Genomic DNA, 19,767 nt, shown 5'->3' with positions numbered 1-19,767 from the left:
AGTGGCAGGAAGTGGCCGGCACCGGGTCTACGTCGGAGTCGCCGCAAGCTGACTTTGGTCGGCGCGGCTATGGATCCGAATGTCGGCCTACTGGCGTTTTCTCGTACCGCCGGTGCCGGCCAGAAGCAGCCGTTCGCGTCAGGCTGCTTTGGATGGTGCCGGGGGCCGCCAACCATTGTTAAATCGGATAGGCGCGCTCCCTCAGTTCCCATTGACTGCGCGAGCTTCAGCGGCTGTGTCCAGTTACTCTCCGAAGCCGCTTGTTAATGCCGCGCCCCGGCAGTTGGCGAGCCCGCGTAAGCCTCCCGAGAACCCTTGACGGTGACTCGATCGTGCAGCCTCAACCGCCAGCTGCGCATTGCATCTAAGTCGCACTACGCAGGCAGCGCCCCGGAAGTGCAGACTGGGCTAAGTCCCTTGCCGGCGGCGGGCCACCGCGCCGAAGGCGGCCACGCCCAGGAGCATCAGCGCATAGGTAGAGGGCTCGGGCACCGCTGCGACTGCGACGCCGCCCCCCACGTAGTCGAGCGAGATGGCGGCAGTGGCAACGGCGACACCGTAATCAATCGGCCCGGCACCTGTGCCGCTGAAGTCGCCGTTGCTCCACAAGTTGACCACTTGGCCGTTTCCGATGCTGAACATCAAACCATAGATGTCGAGAAAGCCGCCGTGAACCGGGTAGTCGGAAGCGGTCGGCGGCGAGCCGGCTGGATAGAACAGGTTGTCGTAGCTCAGCGTGCCGGTATGAGGCGGCGGAAGCCCGGCAGCCACGGAAAACCGGCTGAAGTCGTTCGGCGCCAGCAGGTTGTCTGCCTCAGGAGTGTCATGCGTGATGGGCACCAGCGGCCCAATAGCGGCATTAACGATGTTGAGCCCGTTATTCGAATCTGAGAACGTTCCGCTGATTCCCGTGACCTCGAAGGCCTGCGGGTACTTCGCATCAGTTGCAGCACCGTAGGTCAGCGTAACGGCGCCACTGACGCCCGAACCCGAGAATGTGAAGCTGAAAGATTGCGCAGCAGATTGCAGCGGGTACGACGTGGTCAAGCAAAGCGTGGCCAACAGGGCGAGAGTCTTCTTCATGGTGTAAGGAACTCCTGTGGGTTGACTAGAACCCGAACAGTCGACACCGGGTGCCGCGCAATTCGGGGCATCGGATTGTGATTTTGGGTCAACTGGGCCGACGCCGGCTCCCCCTAGATTGCATCTAAGCTCTCGCCGGCCAGGGACGCCCAGTCAAATGTTCCTAGAGCTTTGTCTCGTCCGATTCGAAACCACCTTCGCGGTCACCCTTTCTTTTTTTCTCAAGACTGCCCCAAAAGGAGTTGATGTCGCGCATGGGCTGTATGCGGCGTAATCTTCGTTCCGTCAGTCCACGGTGAAGCGCATGCCGACGATTTTCCCGGCGATGTGCTGCAAGAGCGTCACCTCATCCCGCGCATATTGATCGATCGTGAAAGTCCCCTCGAAAGTCGATCCTGAAGCGCTCAGCGTCACCGTCTCACGAATGATCCCGGGCCCCACATAGGCCGCCGGGGCAACCGGGCCACCTTGCGAGGCAGGCGTATCGGAGCTGGCGTACGCCAACGCAATGTGCTTGAGCTTGTAAGTACGGCCGCTGACATGCTCCCACACACCCATGCAGACATCACCGGTGCTGGGAGCGCGGCCGCCGGAGACCAGAAGCTCGGTACCGTCGCTGTGCCATTGTTGAGTTCCGAAATCCACTACGGCGCCGAATGGAACGGGATGGGGATAGGCCGTTCCATCCGAGACGAAGGTGACTCTCCACAGGCCAACGATGCCAGCGCCGTGCTGGTGGTCGTCTGAGACCCTGACGAAGCCTTCCGCGCCTGGACGGTAGACGGCCGGAATAAACCTGGGTGGACTGTGTTCCTGGCTTGCGGGCGTAGGCGAACTCGTCCGGTCAAGCCAGCTGCACCCTGCCATTGCTTGACTTGACATGACCGAGCCCAGACAGATCAATCCGGCCAACAAGGCAGGGCGTGCGTACAGTTGCGAAATTCTCGTTGCGTGCATGCGAATCTCCGTGAAGAAGCAAGGGAACTTGCCGACCCATTGCTGGCTGGCCGGCATTGCCAGATTGAACAAGCCGAAGCTACCGTCCGAGGGAGGGAGTGGACCGAACTCTTGGCTTCGGAAGGCCGCGCTGCTACCCTAGACGGACCGGCGGAATCGGCCACCGAAAGCGTGCCGAAAGTTCGCCGATAGCGCGCCGAGATCAGGCGCCGCGGAAGGAAGAACCAAGTGCTGGCGACCGATCTCCGCGGACCGCACCCCGACATCCTCCTGTTCGAGGGGTTCAGGCTCGACGTTGCGCGTGCCGACTTCACGCGTGACGGCAAGGTTGTCCCCCTCCGACCGAAGGTATTCGCGCTCCTGCTTTATTTGGCGTGTAACGCTGGTCGTGTCATTTCGAAGGCGGAGTTGCTGGCGCAGGTATGGCCGGGAGTCGTCGTTACCGACGACTCCTTGAGCCAGTGCGCTGGTGAATTGCGCGCGGCACTCGGCGAGCGGGGTCCCGTCTTGATCAGAACGCTGCCGAAGCGCGGCTATCTCTTTGACACGGTGGTGACTGGCGAAGTGGCACCTCCGCAGACAACACCGTCGGCCGGTAATGCGGGCGTTTCAGTGTCGTCCCAACAACCTCAACCTCGCGCCGGGTTGCTGGCGGCGACGGTTACGGCCATCGCTCTCGCGTTTGCTCTATTCATCATCGGTGGCAGTTCGCTCGATTCTGCGAGACCACAGCGTATCGATGCAACGCTGGTCGCATGGCGCTCGATGGTGGTCATGCCGTTTGTGGACATGAGTTCACCTAAAGCGTCGTATTTCGCTGATGGCGTGACCCAGGAGATCGTCGACACCCTCGGCCGCCTACCCGATGCGTTGGTGATCGTTGGCGCTTCCGGCAACCGGCCCGATGAGGCGACGGTCAGTGCCAGGAATGCTGGCCGCGAATACGGCGTTCGTCACGTCCTGACCGGGTCGGTGCAGCGCGATGCCGAGCGGACCGCCATAACGGTACGAATGGCGCGCACCGACACCGGCGCGCTTGTATGGAGCGAGCGCTTTGAAGTGGTCAAGGGCGATGCGCACTGGGTGCACGACATCGCCGAACGTGTCGCCGCGTCACTCGAGATCAAGCTCGCTCGGAGCGCGATCGATCCGAGCCTGCGAGTTCGCAGCGGCGAGGCAATGGATCTGTGGATGCACGGCGACCACTTGATGCGTCATGTCAAATCGCATTCCGAGTTGCTTGAGGCACGGCGCGACTTCGAGGCAGCGCTGGTAGCAGACCCGCAGTCGCTGCACGCGTTGAGCATGCTTTCGATGACGCACGTCAGCGAGGTTCTTTATCGCTGGAGCCCTGACCGTGCGCGCTCACTTGCGCTGGCCAAGGAGCTTGCGCAACGCGCCCTCAGTCTTGACCCGGATCACACCCTCGCGCTGGATGCACTGGGCAACGCCTACTCGTTCGACTCCGATTTCGATGCCGCCTATGTCGTTTTCAGAAAGGCACTCGCAGTCAACCCCAGTAGCGCTAAGGCGCAACTGAACATGGCTTCATTGCTGTACTTCATGGCTCGCTTCGAAGAGCTCAAACCGTACATCGCCAATGTGATGCGACTCGGCCGACTTGACGCGACGATTGTTGGCAAGGCCCACTCCATCCTCGCCTTCTCGCTGATGGCGCAGGGGAAAGATGAAGAGGCGTACCGGGAAATGCGGCAGGCTGTCATCGCTGCGCCGTCGCTGCCCGGCGCGCGGTACGGGCTAATTTCAGCTGCCGCACTCACCGGACGCATTGACGAGTCACACCGACTTGTCGCAGAGCTGTTGCGGGATAGACCCGAAACGACCATTGCACTCATCCGTTCTGCCCGCTCCTCCGCGAACTCCGAGTTTCGGAAGGGGCATGCGCACTACTTCGATGGCCTGCGCCTTTCCGGCCTGCCCGAAGGTAACGGCGCAGGGCAAAAAGTTGCGGCCACGATCGACCCCAATAGGAAGTAGTTTCCTGCGTTCAGATGCACCTTCCGCCAGGCCATGCACGGGAACGAAGCTCACTACCGAGGGCCTATTTGCCGGTACGCAAGCTGACGAAGACGTCGCCCGGATCTTCAGGCGTGAGCTTGCGACCGAAGTAAAGCCGCTTGCCGTCACCAGACAGGGACGCGCGAGTCTCGGAACCGGGCGTGTTGATCGATGGGTTGTCGATGCGCTGCGGCGTCGACCAGGGCGCGCTGGTGCTCGACCGGGTCGAAACATAGATGTCTTGGTCGAACGGGGAGTTTCCGGCACGGTTCGAACTGAACACGATCTCGAGACCGTCCTGACGGACGCTGGGCATGCGGTCATCGGATGGGCCGCTCAATTCTGTCACCCGGGTTCCCGCCAACACAGTGCCATCTTCCAGGACCTTGCTGACATAGATGTCCTGACCTTGGCTGCCCGGATAGCCGTTGCTGGAAAAGTAAAGGAATCGGCCGTCAGAGGTATGCACGAGCGACGGGCTGTATTCGGCCCCGGCGGTATTCGGCCCGGCCGGATAGCACCCCAGGTTGAGGGGCGGCAACGAACCACGCACCGGGTCTTCCTGAGTGCGCAGCCCGGCGCAGGAACTCCCGGCGGTGCCGTGGGAGGCGTGTCACCGGGATGGCAATCGCTCGCTGATGGCATCGAAGAGACGAAATACAGAACGTCGCCCGTCAACGGCGTGGGGCAATAGTCGAACTCCGGCGTGTTCACCGTCTATCGGACGGGGCTTGGCGATCCACGCCCTAACTGCGCTTGGATGCGATCGGCGTTGGAAGCACCGTTCGCTGTGTGGTCGGCACGGCGGCAGTCGGCCACAAGCTGACCTCGGCCAGCGGCTGCTTTGCTGCAGCTCAGTTTCGTCCTCGTGCTCGTCGATGTCGACCGACCAACGCGACTGCACATTTGGCGGCACGGGCGGTACCTGAACCAGCTCGTAGAACTGGGGCGCGTCCGTCGTTCACGATCCGGCATTTTTCCCGCCGGCGGCTACTGCATTTCGCTCTTCCAGCCGATGACCAGGACATCGTCGCGCTCTCCTCACGGTCGACTAAGGTCGGGCCTCAGCGGCACAAGCGCATCACAGGAACCCGATCGAGATCCAGGGAATGAATGCTATCGCGACAAGGCCCAATAACAGGACGCCAAGATAGAGCCAGATCCGCTTCAGGCCCGCCTCTGACGGTACTTGGCCGATGATGCACGCCGCGTAGTAGCACAGCCCGAACGGCGGAGCGAAAAGGCCCAGACCCATCGCCAAGATGACGACCATTGCATAGTGAACCTCGTGGATCCCGAGTTGATGCGCGATCGGGAACAGCAACGGGCCGAAAAGTACGATCGCAGGAATGCCTTCGAGAACGCTGCCCAGCACGATGAAGGCCACGATCGAAATCAACATGAAGCCGGTCGCGCCACCCGGCACACCGGCCATCTTGACCGCGAGGTCATGCGAGAAGCCTGACTGCGTCAGCGCCCACCCCATTGCACTCGCGGCCCCGACGATGAACAGGATCGCGCCCGAGAGCGACGCGGTCTGAACCAGCATCGGAAGCACGGCCTTCCACTTGAGACCGCCACGGTAGATGAACAGGCCGGCGATGACCGCGTAGGCGATGCCGATGGTCGACACTTCAGTGGCAGTGGCCACACCTTCGACAACCGCGCTGCGAATCACGAACGGCAACGCCAGGGCGGGCAGCGCGACCATGAACGTCTTGCGCACAAGGCTGAAAGGCGCACGCTCGACAACAGTGGCGTCCTCTTCACGGCCTGCGCGCCACCGCGCGACGATGCCGAGCACGACCGCCAGCACGATCGCAGGTAGGATTCCCGCGGTGAAGAGTGCGGCGATCGAGATGCCCGTGACAGACGCTATCGCGATCAGCACGATCGAGGGCGGAATCGTTTCGCTCATCGCACCCGAAGCCGCCAACAGAGACACAAGTTCGCCGTCTTTCATGCCGCGCTTGCGCATTTCCGGGAACAACACCGGAGCCACCGCGGCCATATCTGCCGTCTTTGATCCCGAAATGCCGGAAACCAGCAGCATCGCGCCAAGCAACACATACGACATGCCGGCACGCACGTGGCCGAGCAACGCGGCTAGGAACTCGACCATCACGCGGGCCAGGCCGGTGGTGTGAACGAGCTGCCCCAGCAGTACGAACATCGGCACCGCGAGCAGAATCAGGGTGCTCATGCCTTCATCCATTCGACCGACCACGACTGCGAGCGGTGTCGAGGTGCAGGTCAGCAAGTACGCGGAGGTGGCGAGCGAGAACGCGAACGCGATCGGAACCCCGGCCATCACCGAGGCACCGAGCAGGCCGATGAAGAACACCAGCAGCGCGCCTTGCCCCATGGCCGTCAGGCTCGGCGCAGCAAGGTAGCACCCGCCGGCAATCGCCGCCATGATCGCGGCGATGCCGATCAAATCTCGCTTTTCGTGGTGGACTATTCGCAGCAAGCAACTCGCGAACGCGATCACGAAGCCAAAGGGAATGGCCAGAGCCCTGACCATTCCGGACCAGCCCAGCGCGGGCGTTTCGACGAAGGCCTGATCCTGCAGATACTCATAGGCCGGGTGCAACGCCAGGCCCAGGAACGCCAGGGTCGTTCCCACAGCCAGCGTTTCCGCCCAACGCTGGGCTCGCGGCCCCATCAGGAACACGAAGAACGTCAGCCGCATGTGGGTGCCGCGCTGCACCGCGAGTGCGCTGCCCAACATCGCCAGCCACAAGAAGAGGATCGAGGCCAGTTCGTCCGACCAGATAAGCGGCCGATGGAACACAGCTCGCGCGACGATGCCCGAGAGCAGGATCCCCACCTCAGCCAGCACGACAGCCGCAGCCAGGATTTCAACGCCACGTCGCAGCCATCGTTCCGCGATGAACTCGGGCGCCTCCGACAGCGGCGCTTCGATTTCATCACCGGCGCTCAACGTAAGGTGTGCGCCGGCCGCGGTCATGACAAAGGTCCGGTGATGGATTCGAGCACCGCCCAGTTTTCCGCCCCGAACTTGTCCTTCCACTCCTTGTAGAAGCCAGCCTTGGAAAGCGCGGCACGGAAACCGGCGCGGTCGGGCGTCTCGAAGGCGAGACCCTTGCCGACGAGTTGCTCTTTAAGCGACGCGTTGAGCTTGTCAACGTCGGCGCGCTGCTCCATGCTGGCGCGGTCGAACTCGCGACGTACGATGTCCTTCACGTTGTCGGGCAGCGCACCGAATGCACGGCGGTTGCCGAGCAGCCAGAACGGATCCCAGATATGGTTGGTCTGGGAGACGTACTTCTGCACTTCGTAGAGCTTGCCCGCTTCGATCGCGACAAGGCCGTTCTCCTGCCCATCGACGAGCTTGGTTTGCAACGCGGTATAGAGCTCGTTGAAATTGATCGAGGTCGGTGTGGCACCCAACGCCTTGAACAGCGAGGTGAAGATCGGCGACACCGGCACGCGGATCCGGTAGCCCTGCAGATCAGCCGCCGACTTGATAGCTTTTGACGAAGACGTGATCTGCCGAAAGCCATTGTCGGAGGCTTTAGATACTGCGACGAAGCCGGCCTTCTCGATCTGGCCGCGAATGTTCTTGCCCAGCTCGCCGTCGATGCCAGACCAGACCTGGTCATAGCCAGAGAACGCGAACCCCACGTTCGTGAGCGCAGCGCCGGAGACGACGGTGGACAACACCGAACCCGAGATGTTCAGAAACTCGACACCCCCGGATCGCACCTGGCTCAACAAATCTGTATCGGAGCCGAGTTGGCTGGCGGGAAAGAACTTGATTTCGAGACGTCCAGAACTGGCCTCGAGTATGCGGTCGCAGGCTTGCTTCAAGCGCGGATTGATCGGCTGCGTAAGGGACTGACCGGTCGCAAGCTTGTAGGTAAATTCGGCGGCGCTCGCGTCCCTCATCCCGATCGAGAACAACGGCAGCGCCGCGGTCGTTTGCAGCAATGCGCGGCGCGAGATGCCGCTGCGCGGCTTCGGTGTCGTCATGGTTCTTGTCTCCTGGCGTTCGTGGCGCTTTTAGGCGGGAGCGAGACCCTCTTCGAGGTCTGAACCCACCGATCCACGAGCCAAAGGATAGAAGAGCGCTCGTTGAAGTGCCATTGAGTTATTCTTCCCTATCGTGAAGGCCGTCTAATCAATCGTATGCCCTTGCCCTTGCGCGCGATTGTGGTGTTCCATGCCGTGGCCCGCAGCGGCAGCCTGTCCAAGGCGGCAGCGGAGTTGTACGTCACAGCCTCGGCCGTAAGTCAGCAGATACAGGCTCTCGAGGTGCATCTTGGCACCACGCTGCTGAGCAAAGCGGGACGCGGCATCGTGCTGACCGAAGCGGGCGAACGCTACTTCGAGATGATCGGCGACCAGATCGAGCACATTTCTGAAGCGACGCAGCGCATCCGGGGCTTTCGCTCCCGCTCGATCCTGACGGTGCGGGCGACGCCAACGCTCGCTTCCAAGTGGCTGTTGCCGCGGCTGAAGGGATTTCTCGACGCAAACCCCGACATCGAACTGCGTCTGAACGGCACGACAGAGCCCACGGATTTTTCCCGCGAAACGGTCGATGTAGAGATTCGCCACGGCGAGGGCCGGTGGCCAGGTGTCTTCGTCGAGGGCTTGGCCGAAGAGGCCTTCCTGCCAGTCTGTTCGCCGTCATATCTCGCGCCGGCCAGCATCGACGCGACCGACGTCCCGCAGCATCGCTTGATCCATTCAATAAAGTCGCAGGTGCAATGGGCGCAATGGTTTTCGCTCGCCGGCGCGCCGCCGGCCGTGGACTGGCGTCGGATCCTGTTCGATCGCAGCCACATGGCCATCGACGCCGCAGCCGATGGGTTCGGCCTGTCGCTGGAAAGCACCCTGATGATGTGGCGCGAATTGCGTGACAGCACGCTGATCTGCCCCGTGCGCAACCCGCCCCGCGTGTCGTTGACGACGCAGTGGATAGTCTGCCCGTTCGACCATCTCCATAAGCAGAAGGTGCGCTTGTTCCTTGAATGGCTGCGGGCCGAGCGTGCCGCGTGGCAAGACCAGCGGTCGTCCACGAGCACGGTTCAGACAATTTAGGCGCTCTAACTTTTCGGGTCGGAAATCTACGTTGTCCTAATCGAAGTCGGTTTCTAAACTGACCGTCAGAAGTCGCGATGCTCGCGGGCTTCACAGACGCACAACGAAGGACGACAAACCCATGAATCTTTACACCATGCTGGCCGCGCGTGCCGCGGCAGGGCGCCCTGTGCGGGTGGGCCTGATCGGCGCAGGTAAGTTCGGCTCGATGATCTTGTCCCAGGCCCGTCACATCAAAGGCATGCACATCGTCGGCGTGGCCGACCTGGACGTGACTAAAGCGCGCGCCTCGTTCGCACGCGTGGGATGGGGAGAGGATAGCTACTCGGCCAAGACCTTGGGCGACGCGATCAAGACGGGCAAGACTTGCGTGCTCGACAACGCTGCGGCGCTCGCCGAGTGCGACGAGATCGAATGCATCGTCGAAGCGACCGGCCATCCGATCGCTGGCGTGCGCCACGCGCTGGCCGCCATCGACGGCAACAAGCACGTCATCATGGTCAACGTGGAGGCCGACGCGATGTGTGGGCCGCTGCTGGCCGCGAAGGCTAAGGCGAAGAACCTGGTCTACAGCATGGCGTATGGCGATCAGCCGGCGATCATCTGCGAGTTGGTCGACTGGGGGCGCTCGTGCGGATTCGAGATCACTTCCGCCGGCAAGGGGATGAATTTCGAACCGCGCTACCGCTATTCGACGCCGGACACGGTCTGGGGCTTCTTCGGCTGGACCGAAGAAGAAGTAAGGGCCGGCGACTTCAACCCGAAGATGTACAACTCGTTCACCGACGGCACCAAGGCCGCGATCGAAATGGCCGCGGTAGCCAACGGCACCGGCCTGGATTGCCCGGACGACGGCCTGGCGTTCCCGCCGACCGGCCTGCACGATCTGGCGAAGGTGTTCCGTCCCGCCGCCGACGGCGGGCGCCTGGCGCGCAGCGGACTGGTCGACATCGCAGCGAGCCAGGAGCCCGACGGCCGCGAGGTCTTCAACAACATCCGCTACGGTGTGTTCGTCACGTTCAAGGCGCCGAACGAGTACGCGAAGGCCTGTTTCAAGCAATACGGCTTGTTGGTCGACCCGTCGGGTTGGTATGGATCGATGTGGAGGCCTTTCCACATGATCGGCCTGGAGACCAGCATCAGCATTCTGTCGGCCGTGTTGCGAGGCGAATCGACCGGCTGCAGCAAGGAGTTCCGCGGCGATGCCGTGGCCACAGCAAAGCGTGACCTTAAGCCGGGTGACTATCTAGATGGCGAAGGCGGCTTCGCGGTCTGGGCCAACGCCATCCCGGCGTCCCGCAGCTTGCAGATCGGCGGCCTGCCGATCGGACTGGCGCACAACGTCAAGGTCAAGCGCGCGGTCGCGAAAGACACCATCGTGACCTTTGCGGACGTTGTGCTGGAACGCGATCTGGACGTCGTCGCCTTGCGTCAGCAGATGGAGCGGGACGCCCTCGGGACGATGAAGAGTGCCGCCTGAAGTGCGGTGCCTTGTCATCGTGGCGGAGTTCGAGGTCAAGGCAGCAGAGTTCGCAGACTTCATTGCCCTCGCTCGCCGCTTCGCGCGGGAGTGCCTCGCGAGCGAGCCGGGCTGCCGGCAGTTCGACGTCGTCGAGCTCGAGTCGCCGGCGAACGGGGTGCTTTTCTACGAAACCTATGACGACGCCGCGGCGTTCCAGGCGCACTGCGCATCAGAGCATCTGGCGCGGTTCAAGTCTGCATTTCCACCCATGATCATCGGCGAGCGGCCGTTGCGAACAGGACTGATATGAGCGCGCCACTCTCGGTCGGATTTGTCGGTACCGGCATCATGGGTGGCCACATGGCGCGCCGCCTCGCCGCCGCGGGCCACCGCGTGAAAGCCTGGAATCGCACGCCGGAGAAGGCGCAAGCGCTGAGCGATTGCGGGGTTGTCGTTGCGACGCGTGCAATGGACGTGGCACGAGAGGCCGACGTCGTGCTCTGCATGCTCAGTTCCGGTCCGGTCTGTGACGACGTCTTGCTCGGCAGCGGGTCGGTCCTCGCTGCGATGCGTCCGCGCAGCATACTGATCGTGATGAGCTCAATCCCTGTGGAGTCGGCACGCCATCAGTCGCGCGAGGCCGCCGCACGCGGTGTCGACTATCTGGATGCACCGGTGTCTGGTGGAGAAGTGGGCGCCGAGGGCGGAAAGCTAGCGATCATGGTGGGTGGCGAGGAGTCAGCATTCGAGCGTTCACGCGCTGTATTCGAGACCATGGGGCGGCCGGTTCGCGTCGGCCCGGTGGGATCGGGACAGCTGTCGAAGCTCGTCAACCAGATGATGGTTGCCAGCTCGATCTCATCGGTCGCCGAAGCTTTGCTGTTCGCGGAGCGTGGCGGTGCAGATCCGGCAAAAGTACGCGAAGCGCTGCTTGGCGGATTCGCCGACTCCACCGTACTCCGCCAGCACGGTCAACGCATGATCGATGGCAACTTCGTTCCCGGTGGGCCCGCCAAATACCAGGTTAAGGACACCAGCACGGCACTCGCGTTGGCACGGAGCATTGGGCTGGAATTGCCGATCCTGGGCCTGGTCGATCGCCTTTTTACCGACATGGTCGCCCACGGCGATGGCGACCTCGATCACAGCGCCATCCTTCTTGAACTTCGACGCCGGCAACCTTCGCGGCACCGGCAAAGCTGACTTTTCGACAGTCGACAGTTGGCCGAGGCAGACACCCTCCGTTCCGGATGAACGCAAGCATCGCCCGGAAGACGTGCAAGGCGTCGTGGGTGAATGCGCCATGAGTGCGTTTCCCAGATGATTCGCCCATCCGAGCGTGAATCACACCAGTCGCACCCGTCAGTGTGTCGCCGCGAGCCGATCACTCGATGCGTACGATGAATGGATCAATCACCGCGGAGTTCACGTGACAACAGTTCTCGACAAAGAGGTCAAGCGGCAGATCACCATTGACGGTGTTGAATACACATTGGCGCTTGATCCCGAAGGCTTTCGTTTGACCGGCAAAGGCAAGCGAACTCCCGAGGCGCAACTCCGCTGGAGCGACCTGCTAAGCGGCGATGCCGCGTTGACAGTTGCCCTCAACGCTTCTCTAACAACAAAGTCCGCTTCCAAGGCTGGGCGAGGACAAGTGTCGGCGCCGACGAATCGCGGGGTGACAAAGAAATCGCCGCGCTAGATTTGGAGTGGGGCGTCACGCGAAAGAAATGCGGTAGCGGCCCGAGTCACACAAATGAACCGCCCCGGAAATCGCGGAGGCCATTTGGTTTAAGTCAGACCGCCCCCGCGACGGTTTGACTGGCGAGATGCCGGTAGTAGTTTGCCTCAGCCTCTGCGGGCGGGATGTAGCCGATCGGCTCAAGCAGTCGATGGTTGTTGAACCAGGCGACCCATTCGAGCGTCGCCAGTTCGACAGCTTCCTTGGTCTTCCACGGCGCGCGGCGATGATCAACTCGGCCTTGTAGAGCCCGTTGATGGTCTCGGCCAGCGCGTTGTCGTAGCTGTCGATCGGTGGCCGACCCTGAGCCGCCAACCGGTCACTGATGTTGCCTCTTTAGAGATGCCGGCCGGACCGGCACGCAGGCACCCGAATAATCCGGGCCTCCTTCTTAACGCGCGGATCGTCCGCCTGATTGACATAGGTGAAGGTCCACGGCCCTACGCCATGCGGTTGGAGCACGGTCTCACCCTCGCTCCACGCGAAGTGGCGCATCTCAGGCGACCAGTGACCGAACGTTCCTGGGCATCTCACGCGTCTTCGACACGTCGAAAGTTTCGCCCATGCCCAGGTCGAAGTCCCCGAGATGACCGTTATTCGCTCCGCCTTTGGATGATGGGGCGCGATCTTGAAGCCGTCTGGAAAACACAGCCGCATGACGAACGGGCCTTCCTTGGCAGGGTCGCCTTCCAGCACCGCGAACTTCGCGCCGGGCTGCATCGAACCGGGTCCATCCCGCTACTTAATCTCGGTAGGCGAATAAAGGGCAATGTCCTGGCCAAAGGTTGGAGCGGCAGGGGAGCGAGTGCGCTTCCCTGGCCATGTTGAGATCAGCGGTGTCTGGACCCACCCCGACTTCGGCGGAAGGGGTTCCGCACCGCGGGTGTCAGCCGCAGTGACGGCCGAAATCCACCGACGCGGCGAAAAACGACCGTTCCTGCACGCCCGGGCGACGAACACTGCTGCGATCACGCTCTACGAGAGCCTGGGCTTCGAAGTTCGCACGTAGGTGAGTGTCGCGGTCTCCTGCGCGGGCCAGCCTAAAGTAAGGCGGGCAGCCGTCGATACGCGCGCTATTGGCGCCGGCTGGGTTCAGTACGAAGCGAAGCAATAGGACAACTCCGGCGGCCTCAACGTGGATACGACGGGCGGGTTCCCAGCATGTCATGCTCTACCTTCGATAGGCCGGCTCCGGCGCGATGTTTACAACGGCCGTGCGCCCGTTAAATTTGCATTCGTCGCTCGCCAAGACGACCGACGTAGTGTGTGCGGAACCAGTCTGGCATCGCGGATGTGTCCGGCGGGCCGAACGCCAGCCTCTGCTGCGTCAAGTCCGCGAAGACCGCCGTTGCGAAGTCGCCAAAGGCTCTAACTGCTGCTGAGCTGCGGCCGCCTCGTCTGTACATAAGCGAGATTGGCGGTGCTTCATGCCCTATCCACTCCACCAAAACCTGCTCAAGCCGGGCCTGAAATAGCCATGGGAGCAGCGTGATGTCGTTCGCGAAGATGATGCCCTCGCCAGAGGTAGCGGCGAAGGCCTGCGAGTCCCGGTCATCGAAAACCACGGCCGGCTTGACGTCCACCTCGCGCTTCTCCTCACCGCGACTGAATTTCCAGCGATCCAACACCACGCCGCGAGGGACGCGGTGCGCGAAAACGGTTAAGCCCACGAGCTCGCTCGGGTCTGTGGGCCGGCCATGGCGCTGCCAGAATGAAGGCGCGGCGACGACGGAATGCCGGCCGCGCGCAATCTGATGGGCGACCCAATCACTCGCCTCTTGCCAGCCCACCACGAGCAGTACGTCGCACACGGAGGCGGTCGGCTCATAGGCATAGTTCACCGAACGAAATTCGAGCTCCAGCTCGGGTTGGTTGCGCCTGAACTCCTCTAGTCGAGGCAATAGGCAGTTGAGCGCCACGGTTCTCGAGATCCCTACGACCAGACGGCCGCGGGCCTTCGTTCGCCCGTCGGCCATGGACTGCTCAGTCTCGCGCAGCTCTGCGAGCATCCGCGTGCACGTTTTCAGGTACCTATCACCGTCTGCGGTCAGCAGCACGCGCCGGTGCTCCCGACGCAGCAGCACCGTCTGAAGTTCGCGCTCCAGCGCTGCGACCATCTTGGTCACTGCCGGTGGACTCACGTCGAGCTGACGAGCGGCCGCGCTAAAAGAGCCGGTGCCGACGACTTTCACGAAGTATTCGATTGCTCGCAGTTTGTCCATGGTTGCGTCGGGTGTCATTAACTAATGGTTAATCGTCGATGAATTCGAACTCTCTTGTCCAGCGACTTCGCGCGCACTAAGGTCGGCAAACGGCATTAACGCCAAACTCAGGAACAAAGCATGAATCGACGGGAGCACTTAGTGCATATGGCAGGGTTGAGTGCTGCACTGATGGCGCACAGCGCGCGTTCGCAGTCTCCTGGCTGGAGCCCTCAGCGGCCAGTGCGCATCATCACCGGCGCCACCGGCGCGGTACTGGACGTGGCAGCCCGACAGATTGCAGACCGGATGGCGACGCCGCTTGGTCAGCCAATCCTTGTCGAGAACAAGCCGGGTGCCGGTGGTCTGGCGATGATGGACGCAGTGGCGAGGGCGGTGCCAGATGGCCACACGTTGGGTTTAGTGAGCTTTGTCGAGCTGACAGTAAATCCTTGGCTGTTCGAGCGCATCTCCTATGACCCGGTGCGCGACTTCGCGCCGGTCACGGTGCTGTATACCGGGCCTCAACTGCTCGTTGCGCATCCTTCGATGCCCGCACAAAGCCTCGCCGACCTGATACGACATGTCAAGGCCGAGCCCGGGCGCTACATGTATGGCAGTTCGGGCGTTGCAAGGCCGCCTCATATCTTTATGGAAAAGTTCAAGCTGGCGACCGGGCTTCAGATCCCGCATGTCCCTTATCGGGGCGGCCCGCCACTCATGCAGGCGGTCATCGGCGGCGAGGTTCCACTCGCGATGGAAGGGACTTCGGTGACTGTGCCACTCGTCCAGGCTGGGCGACTTAAGGCTCTTGCCGTCACGGGCGACAAGCGCTTGGCCGCTCTGCCTGACGTCCCCACCTTCACTGAAGCGGGGGTGCCAGGAATCGGGCTGGCCTGGGTCGCCCTGATTGCGCCGGCGGCCACGCCGCCGGCTGCGGTGGCTCGGCTTCAGTACGAAGTCGCACAGCTCTTGAAGTCGCCGGAGATTCGTAACGCCTACGAACCAGCAGGGCGAACCCCTGTTGGCAACACCCCGCAGGAGCTCGGACAGTGGATTAGCCGCGATCTGGCGGAGTGGCGCACAGTGGTGCGAGACGCCGGCATAAAACCCGAGTAGAGCCTATGGACGCCACCGATCCTCAGCACCTTCTGGACCTCATCCATGGCTGCTGGACCACTCAAGCACTGTGTGCCGCCGTCGAACTGGGTGTCGTTGACGCGCTCGTCCCAGGACCGCTAGATGCGAGGGCGCTCGCCGACCTCCTGGACACCGACAAGGACGGTTTGGTTCGTCTACTGCAGGCGCTGGTGTCGCTGGGCATTTGCGCACTGGAGCGCAATGCGACTTTTGGCCTGACCGACACGGGTCGGCTACTTTCGAACGACCATCCGGCGTCGTTAGGCGCCTGGGCGCTTCTTGTCGGACGACAACTTTGGGTGCCCTGGCACGGGCTCGCCGAGAGCGTGCGCACGGGCCTCGGCCATCACGCGCGTACGGGCACCGACCGGTTCGAGGTACTTGGCACAGTGCCCAGTGACGCGGTCACGTTCCATTCAGCTATGGCTGGGCTGACTTCCATGGTCGTCTCATCGGTGGCGGAGGTAGCGGCGGATTGGCTTACCGGGCCCGGTTGCATCGTTGATGTCGGAGCTGGACAGGGTCTGCTGCTCGCGACGCTTTTAAAGCGAAATCCGCGGCGTGTCGGTGTTGCCTTTGACCAAGCGCATGCGCGCGAGGGGGCGCAACGCACTTTTAAGCACGCCGGCCTCGAAGAGCGTGCAGCGTTCATAAGCGGTAGTTTCTTCGACTCAGTCCCCGCCGGCGACGTCCTCTTGCTCAAGAGCGTATTGCACGATTGGGACGATGCGCGCTGCAAAACAATTCTGGAGCGCTGCGCCACAGCGATGAAAATGGGCGCCGTTCTGCTGGTTGTCGAACGCGTACTACCTAACGTACTGAACGACGCCCTAGACGACCGGCGGATCTGTCGCTCCGACCTGAACATGTTGGTCGGCCCCGGTGGAAGAGAACGTACCCAAGCCGAGTTCGCATCGCTGTTCCAATGCTCCGGGCTGGAGACGTCCGCTATTCAATCGCTCGCAGGCGGATTCAGCCTACTGGTTGTTAAGGCTGGGCGCATCCGCACACCCACATGTGAGTTCGCGTCAGCGACGCCGTCCTATCTGGCGGCGACATGACCCCGGAGCAAACGTGTGTGCCGCCCGGTTGGACGCAGAACTGCATCCAAGCACTGAGGCGACGTGATCCATCGCTGCCGCCAGGCGTCGCGGAGGAGTTGGCGAAACAGATGGCTGGCCTTGGACTCTGGCGCGAGAACGGTCCCGCAGGGGCGGTGAACTCAATCTGCGATCCGCTCCGAGGGGCCGCGGAGTCGCCTTAGCGGCCGTTCCAACCTCGGCTGCACCGCCGAGTTCCACCACAGCATCGACAGCGGGCGGTCCCATTTCTTAACGGCGAAGAGAGGCAGTCCTCTGCGCGCCGGGACAGTTCCTTTAGGTTCCCAAGGCTATTTCTCCTCCCGGGCTGTTTGCAATGATGTAGGAGCAGGAGCGATGGTGCACGGCAGCACACGCCCCCCCGGCGGACTCAACGTTTCCGTTCGTCATAAATCGGCCACAAGCAGTCTCCCGCGACAGTCCGCTTTCAGTCGCGCGACCTTGCATGTGCTGTACCGGCTAGCCCATCAGCGCGACGGGGTCACGCTCCCGAAACGCCTCGCCCGCTTATCATCGGCGTGTGAAACGCCTGTTCGTCCTGCTGATGATCGTGCTGCTGCCGCTTCGCGGCTGGGCGGGCGATCTGATGGGCGTGCAGATGGCGGTTGGCGGCCTCGCCTCGCAGGCCACCAGCGCGATGCCGGTCGACTGCCCGATGAAATCGATGCACGCGCCGGCGATCGCCGACGACGCATCGCCGGCGCCCGCCGGCACCGAAGGCTGCACCTCGTGCGACCTTTGCCTGCCGATGGCGGAAGTGGCGAGCCTGCGCTTCGACGTGGTCACCCTGGCCGTGCATGCTGCGCCGCCGATGGGCGGATTCGCGTTCTTCAGCGCCTCGCCGGCGCTCGCGTTCAAGCCGCCCATTTCCTGATCTCCAAGCCCGAGTTGCGTTCGCGGTTCGCCGCGCCGCCGAACTGAATCGTGGCCCACCCCGGGCCAATGCTGGAGATTGCATGAGAGCACTGTTTTTGGCCGCCGCCTTGGCCGGTGCCAGCCCCGCGTGGGCGGCGACCGAATGGGTGCGCGGCGAGGTCGTACGGCTCGACCCCGCGCGCAGCCGAATCACGCTTAAGCACGCGCCGATCAAGCTCGTGAAGATGGCCGCGATGACGATGCCGTTCAAGGTGCGCGACGCCGCGCTGCTCGAACCGCTGAAGGTCGGCGACCGGGTGCGCTTCGAGGTGCTCGAGCACGACAGCGAGCTGATCGTGCAGGCGATCGAGGCGCAGCGATGAGGCGGCTCGCCGTCTCGATCGTGTGGGCGTCGGCGGTCGCGTTCGGCCCGGGTGCCGCCGTCGCGGCGCCGATGGGCTTCAAGGGCAGCGTGATGGCGATGGGCGACCTCGGTCCGAACTGGCGCGAGTCGTGGGCGAACTACGCGTTCACGGCGCGCGACGCGATCGGCGCCGGCGGCCTCTACATGCGCTCCGACGACGAGACGAAGACGCGCACGCTGGCGGAGCTCAACTACACCCGCCTGCTGCAGCGCTGGAACCTCGAGGACGCGCAGGCCAACGTTTGGCTCTTCGCCGGCATCGGCTCGATCCGCGGCAACGACTTCGCAGGCTCGAAGCTCGCCTGGGCGCCGGGCGTGCAGGTCGACTTCGAGACCACGCGCGTCTACCTCGCCGCCACCGCGCGCCTGTACCGCGCCTCCGGTCTGAACCACGACTTCGGCTCGCTGCGCGCCGGCTTCTCGTTCTACGAGGTCGACTACGACGAGATCCAGCCCTGGCTGGTGCTCGAGGCGCGGCGCATGCGCGGGCTGTCGGACAAGACGGAGATCACGCCGATGCTGCGCCTCATCCACAACCGCTACTTCGTCGAGCTCGGCGTCAACACCGCCCGCCAGGCGCGCGCCAACTTCATGTACGTCTTCTGAAAGGAACACCCCGATGAACCACACCACCAAACTCCTGATCACCGCCGCGCTCGCCGGCATCGCCACTTCGTCATTCGCTGCCACCAGCGTGAAGGCAAGCGTCAACGGCATGGTCTGCGCGTTCTGCGCGCAGGGCATCGAGAAGCGCTTGTCCAGGCTGCCGGCCACTAAGGCGGTGTATGTCGACCTGAAGCAGAAGGTCGTCGCGGTCGAGGCCAAGGACGGCCAGATGCTCGACTCGAAAACCATCACCGCCGAGATCACCGACGCCGGCTACGACGTGACCCGGCTCGAGACCGTCGAGCTGTCGGTCGCCGAGATCAAGGCGGCGACGAAGGGGAAGAAATGAGCCCCGACGGCAGCGTCGAATCGCGCGCGAGCCTGTGGACCTCGCTGCTGAGCCTGTTCGCGAGTTCGAGCACGCTGGTCTGTTGCGCGCTGCCGGCGCTGCTGGTCGCGCTCGGCGCGGGCGCGGCGCTATCGTCGCTGGTGTCGGCGTTTCCGCAGGTCGTTTGGCTGAGCCAGCACAAGGAGGCGCTGTTCGTGATCGCCGGCCTTGCGATGGTGGTGAGCGGCGCCTTGCAGTGGCGCAACCGGAACGCGCCGTGCCCGACCGACCCCGCGCTGCGCCGCGCGTGCCTGCAGACGCGCCGCGCCTCGCTGCGCGTGTACGGCTTCAGCGTGCTGGTCTACGTGGTCGGCGGTTGGTTCGCGTTTGTGCAGCCCTGGTTGGGCGAGAGGTGAGACAGGCGCGACGGTCCGCTTAGTTCTACCCGAAGAGACGGCGTGACTGGCTTTTGTGGGTCGAGATGGTGATCTCGCGCCCTTGAGGATCCGCCGTTCAGCCCGTGCCGGATTGAACGGCTGCTGTCGGCGTTGGCCACGAACAGGCAGTCCCGGCCAGTAGCAGGCATCGGCGAACGTCTGCTCCCCGAGGCGCCGCGCCTTTCTAAGCACCGACCGGCTTGCGAGGGGGCTTTCCCGGAGCGCAAATATGGCCGTTAGGGATGCATGTCCTGTGCGTGACGTCGTCGAGGATTACCGTTTATGAACCGCAAGGTGCTGGCCTCTATCGAGAATTTCGACTGCTCACACTGCGTGGACATACT

Annotated in this window: 20 protein-coding genes and 1 pseudogene; 14 read left to right on the top strand and 7 right to left on the bottom strand. The window is 63.0% G+C overall.

All coding sequences use genetic code 11. The annotated features are described in order from the left end of the window. Window positions 1-408: 408 nt before the first annotated feature. Complete coding sequence (locus tag ASC76_RS11055; protein ID WP_056465428.1) at window positions 409-1,083, bottom strand: PEP-CTERM sorting domain-containing protein; 675 nt, start codon at window positions 1,081-1,083, stop codon at window positions 409-411. A gap of 285 nt (window positions 1,084-1,368) precedes the next feature. Beyond that, window positions 1,369-2,097 carry a hypothetical protein gene (locus tag ASC76_RS25330; RefSeq protein ID WP_162247114.1) on the bottom strand — a complete coding sequence of 243 codons (729 nt, stop codon included), beginning with the start codon at window positions 2,095-2,097 and terminating at the stop codon, window positions 1,369-1,371. 171 nt (window positions 2,098-2,268) lie between these two features. Here ASC76_RS25330 and ASC76_RS11045 point away from each other — a divergent pair, with 171 nt between their 5' ends. Further along, on the top strand, window positions 2,269-4,038 hold the full coding sequence (locus ASC76_RS11045; protein WP_056465424.1) for a winged helix-turn-helix domain-containing protein: 1,770 nt from the start codon (window positions 2,269-2,271) through the stop codon (window positions 4,036-4,038). 64 nt (window positions 4,039-4,102) lie between these two features. Here the strand turns inward: ASC76_RS11045 and ASC76_RS25325 are convergent, their stop codons facing one another. The 3 genes from ASC76_RS25325 to ASC76_RS11030 form a co-directional block, all read right to left on the bottom strand. Then, a complete protein-coding gene (locus tag ASC76_RS25325; protein WP_157615561.1) occupies window positions 4,103-4,612 on the bottom strand; it encodes a PD40 domain-containing protein in 510 nt (169 codons plus the stop codon). A 528-nt stretch (window positions 4,613-5,140) separates the two neighbouring features. Then, the gene (locus tag ASC76_RS11035) at window positions 5,141-7,030 is read right to left on the bottom strand and encodes a TRAP transporter large permease subunit (RefSeq protein ID WP_056465420.1); all 1,890 of its coding nucleotides are present in this window, start codon (window positions 7,028-7,030) and stop codon (window positions 5,141-5,143) included. After that, complete coding sequence (locus ASC76_RS11030; RefSeq protein WP_056465417.1) at window positions 7,027-8,055, bottom strand: TRAP transporter substrate-binding protein; 1,029 nt, start codon at window positions 8,053-8,055, stop codon at window positions 7,027-7,029. The genes ASC76_RS11035 and ASC76_RS11030 overlap by 4 nt, the downstream gene beginning before the upstream one ends. A 156-nt stretch (window positions 8,056-8,211) precedes the next feature. Here ASC76_RS11030 and ASC76_RS11025 point away from each other — a divergent pair, with 156 nt between their 5' ends. The 5 genes from ASC76_RS11025 to ASC76_RS25885 all read left to right on the top strand — a co-directional run bounded on the left by ASC76_RS11025 (window position 8,212) and on the right by ASC76_RS25885 (window position 12,293). Then, on the top strand, window positions 8,212-9,129 hold the full coding sequence (locus tag ASC76_RS11025; RefSeq protein ID WP_056465415.1) for a LysR substrate-binding domain-containing protein: 918 nt from the start codon (window positions 8,212-8,214) through the stop codon (window positions 9,127-9,129). 121 nt (window positions 9,130-9,250) lie between these two features. Then, window positions 9,251-10,609, top strand: coding sequence for an NAD(P)H-dependent oxidoreductase (locus tag ASC76_RS11020; RefSeq protein ID WP_056465413.1), 1,359 nt, complete (start codon window positions 9,251-9,253; stop codon window positions 10,607-10,609). After that, the gene (locus tag ASC76_RS11015; protein WP_056465411.1) at window positions 10,599-10,901 is read left to right on the top strand and encodes a putative quinol monooxygenase; all 303 of its coding nucleotides are present in this window, start codon (window positions 10,599-10,601) and stop codon (window positions 10,899-10,901) included. Before ASC76_RS11020 ends, ASC76_RS11015 begins: the two co-directional genes overlap by 11 nt. Next, window positions 10,898-11,794, top strand: coding sequence for an NAD(P)-dependent oxidoreductase (locus ASC76_RS11010; protein WP_056465409.1), 897 nt, complete (start codon window positions 10,898-10,900; stop codon window positions 11,792-11,794). The genes ASC76_RS11015 and ASC76_RS11010 overlap by 4 nt, the downstream gene beginning before the upstream one ends. Window positions 11,795-11,930: 136 nt before the next feature. Continuing rightward, window positions 11,931-12,293 carry a hypothetical protein gene (locus ASC76_RS25885; RefSeq protein WP_200947130.1) on the top strand — a complete coding sequence of 121 codons (363 nt, stop codon included), beginning with the start codon at window positions 11,931-11,933 and terminating at the stop codon, window positions 12,291-12,293. Between the two features lie 94 nt (window positions 12,294-12,387). Here the strand turns inward: ASC76_RS25885 and ASC76_RS24690 are convergent. After that, a pseudogene (locus tag ASC76_RS24690) lies at window positions 12,388-12,656 on the bottom strand (integrase core domain-containing protein); the annotation flags it as partial. A 445-nt stretch (window positions 12,657-13,101) separates the two neighbouring features. On the opposite strand from ASC76_RS24690, the gene ASC76_RS24685 reads away from it, so the two are divergent. Further along, entirely contained in the window at window positions 13,102-13,341 is a 240-nt protein-coding gene (locus ASC76_RS24685; protein WP_082549044.1) for a GNAT family N-acetyltransferase, read from the top strand. A gap of 214 nt (window positions 13,342-13,555) precedes the next feature. Here ASC76_RS24685 and ASC76_RS11005 read toward each other — a convergent pair whose 3' ends face one another. Beyond that, window positions 13,556-14,554 (bottom strand): LysR family transcriptional regulator, encoded by a 999-nt coding sequence (locus ASC76_RS11005; RefSeq protein WP_162247113.1) that lies wholly within the window; start codon window positions 14,552-14,554, stop codon window positions 13,556-13,558. A 222-nt stretch (window positions 14,555-14,776) separates the two neighbouring features. Between ASC76_RS11005 and ASC76_RS11000 the strand changes: the two genes are divergently transcribed. The 7 genes from ASC76_RS11000 (at window position 14,777) to ASC76_RS10970 (ending at window position 19,402) form a co-directional block, all read left to right on the top strand. Then, entirely contained in the window at window positions 14,777-15,652 is an 876-nt protein-coding gene (locus ASC76_RS11000; RefSeq protein ID WP_056465406.1) for a tripartite tricarboxylate transporter substrate binding protein, read from the top strand. A 5-nt stretch (window positions 15,653-15,657) separates the two neighbouring features. Then, window positions 15,658-16,734 carry a methyltransferase gene (locus ASC76_RS10995; protein WP_056465404.1) on the top strand — a complete coding sequence of 359 codons (1,077 nt, stop codon included), beginning with the start codon at window positions 15,658-15,660 and terminating at the stop codon, window positions 16,732-16,734. A gap of 559 nt (window positions 16,735-17,293) precedes the next feature. Next, window positions 17,294-17,647, top strand: coding sequence for a hypothetical protein (locus ASC76_RS10990; protein ID WP_056465402.1), 354 nt, complete (start codon window positions 17,294-17,296; stop codon window positions 17,645-17,647). Window positions 17,648-17,729: 82 nt separating this feature from the next. After that, window positions 17,730-18,011, top strand: coding sequence for a copper-binding protein (locus ASC76_RS10985; protein WP_056465401.1), 282 nt, complete (start codon window positions 17,730-17,732; stop codon window positions 18,009-18,011). Then, window positions 18,008-18,658 carry a hypothetical protein gene (locus ASC76_RS10980; RefSeq protein ID WP_056465399.1) on the top strand — a complete coding sequence of 217 codons (651 nt, stop codon included), beginning with the start codon at window positions 18,008-18,010 and terminating at the stop codon, window positions 18,656-18,658. The genes ASC76_RS10985 and ASC76_RS10980 overlap by 4 nt, the downstream gene beginning before the upstream one ends. A 13-nt stretch (window positions 18,659-18,671) precedes the next feature. Next, the gene (locus ASC76_RS10975; protein ID WP_056465398.1) at window positions 18,672-19,007 is read left to right on the top strand and encodes a heavy-metal-associated domain-containing protein; all 336 of its coding nucleotides are present in this window, start codon (window positions 18,672-18,674) and stop codon (window positions 19,005-19,007) included. Beyond that, window positions 19,004-19,402 (top strand): hypothetical protein, encoded by a 399-nt coding sequence (locus ASC76_RS10970; protein WP_056465396.1) that lies wholly within the window; start codon window positions 19,004-19,006, stop codon window positions 19,400-19,402. The genes ASC76_RS10975 and ASC76_RS10970 overlap by 4 nt, the downstream gene beginning before the upstream one ends. Window positions 19,403-19,767: the final 365 nt, after the last annotated feature.

Origin of the sequence: Rhizobacter sp. Root404, assembly GCF_001425865.1 — a bacterium.
Classification (GTDB): Bacteria; Pseudomonadota; Gammaproteobacteria; order Burkholderiales; family Burkholderiaceae_C; genus LMDS01.
This window is presented reverse-complemented; position numbering and strand designations above follow the sequence as displayed.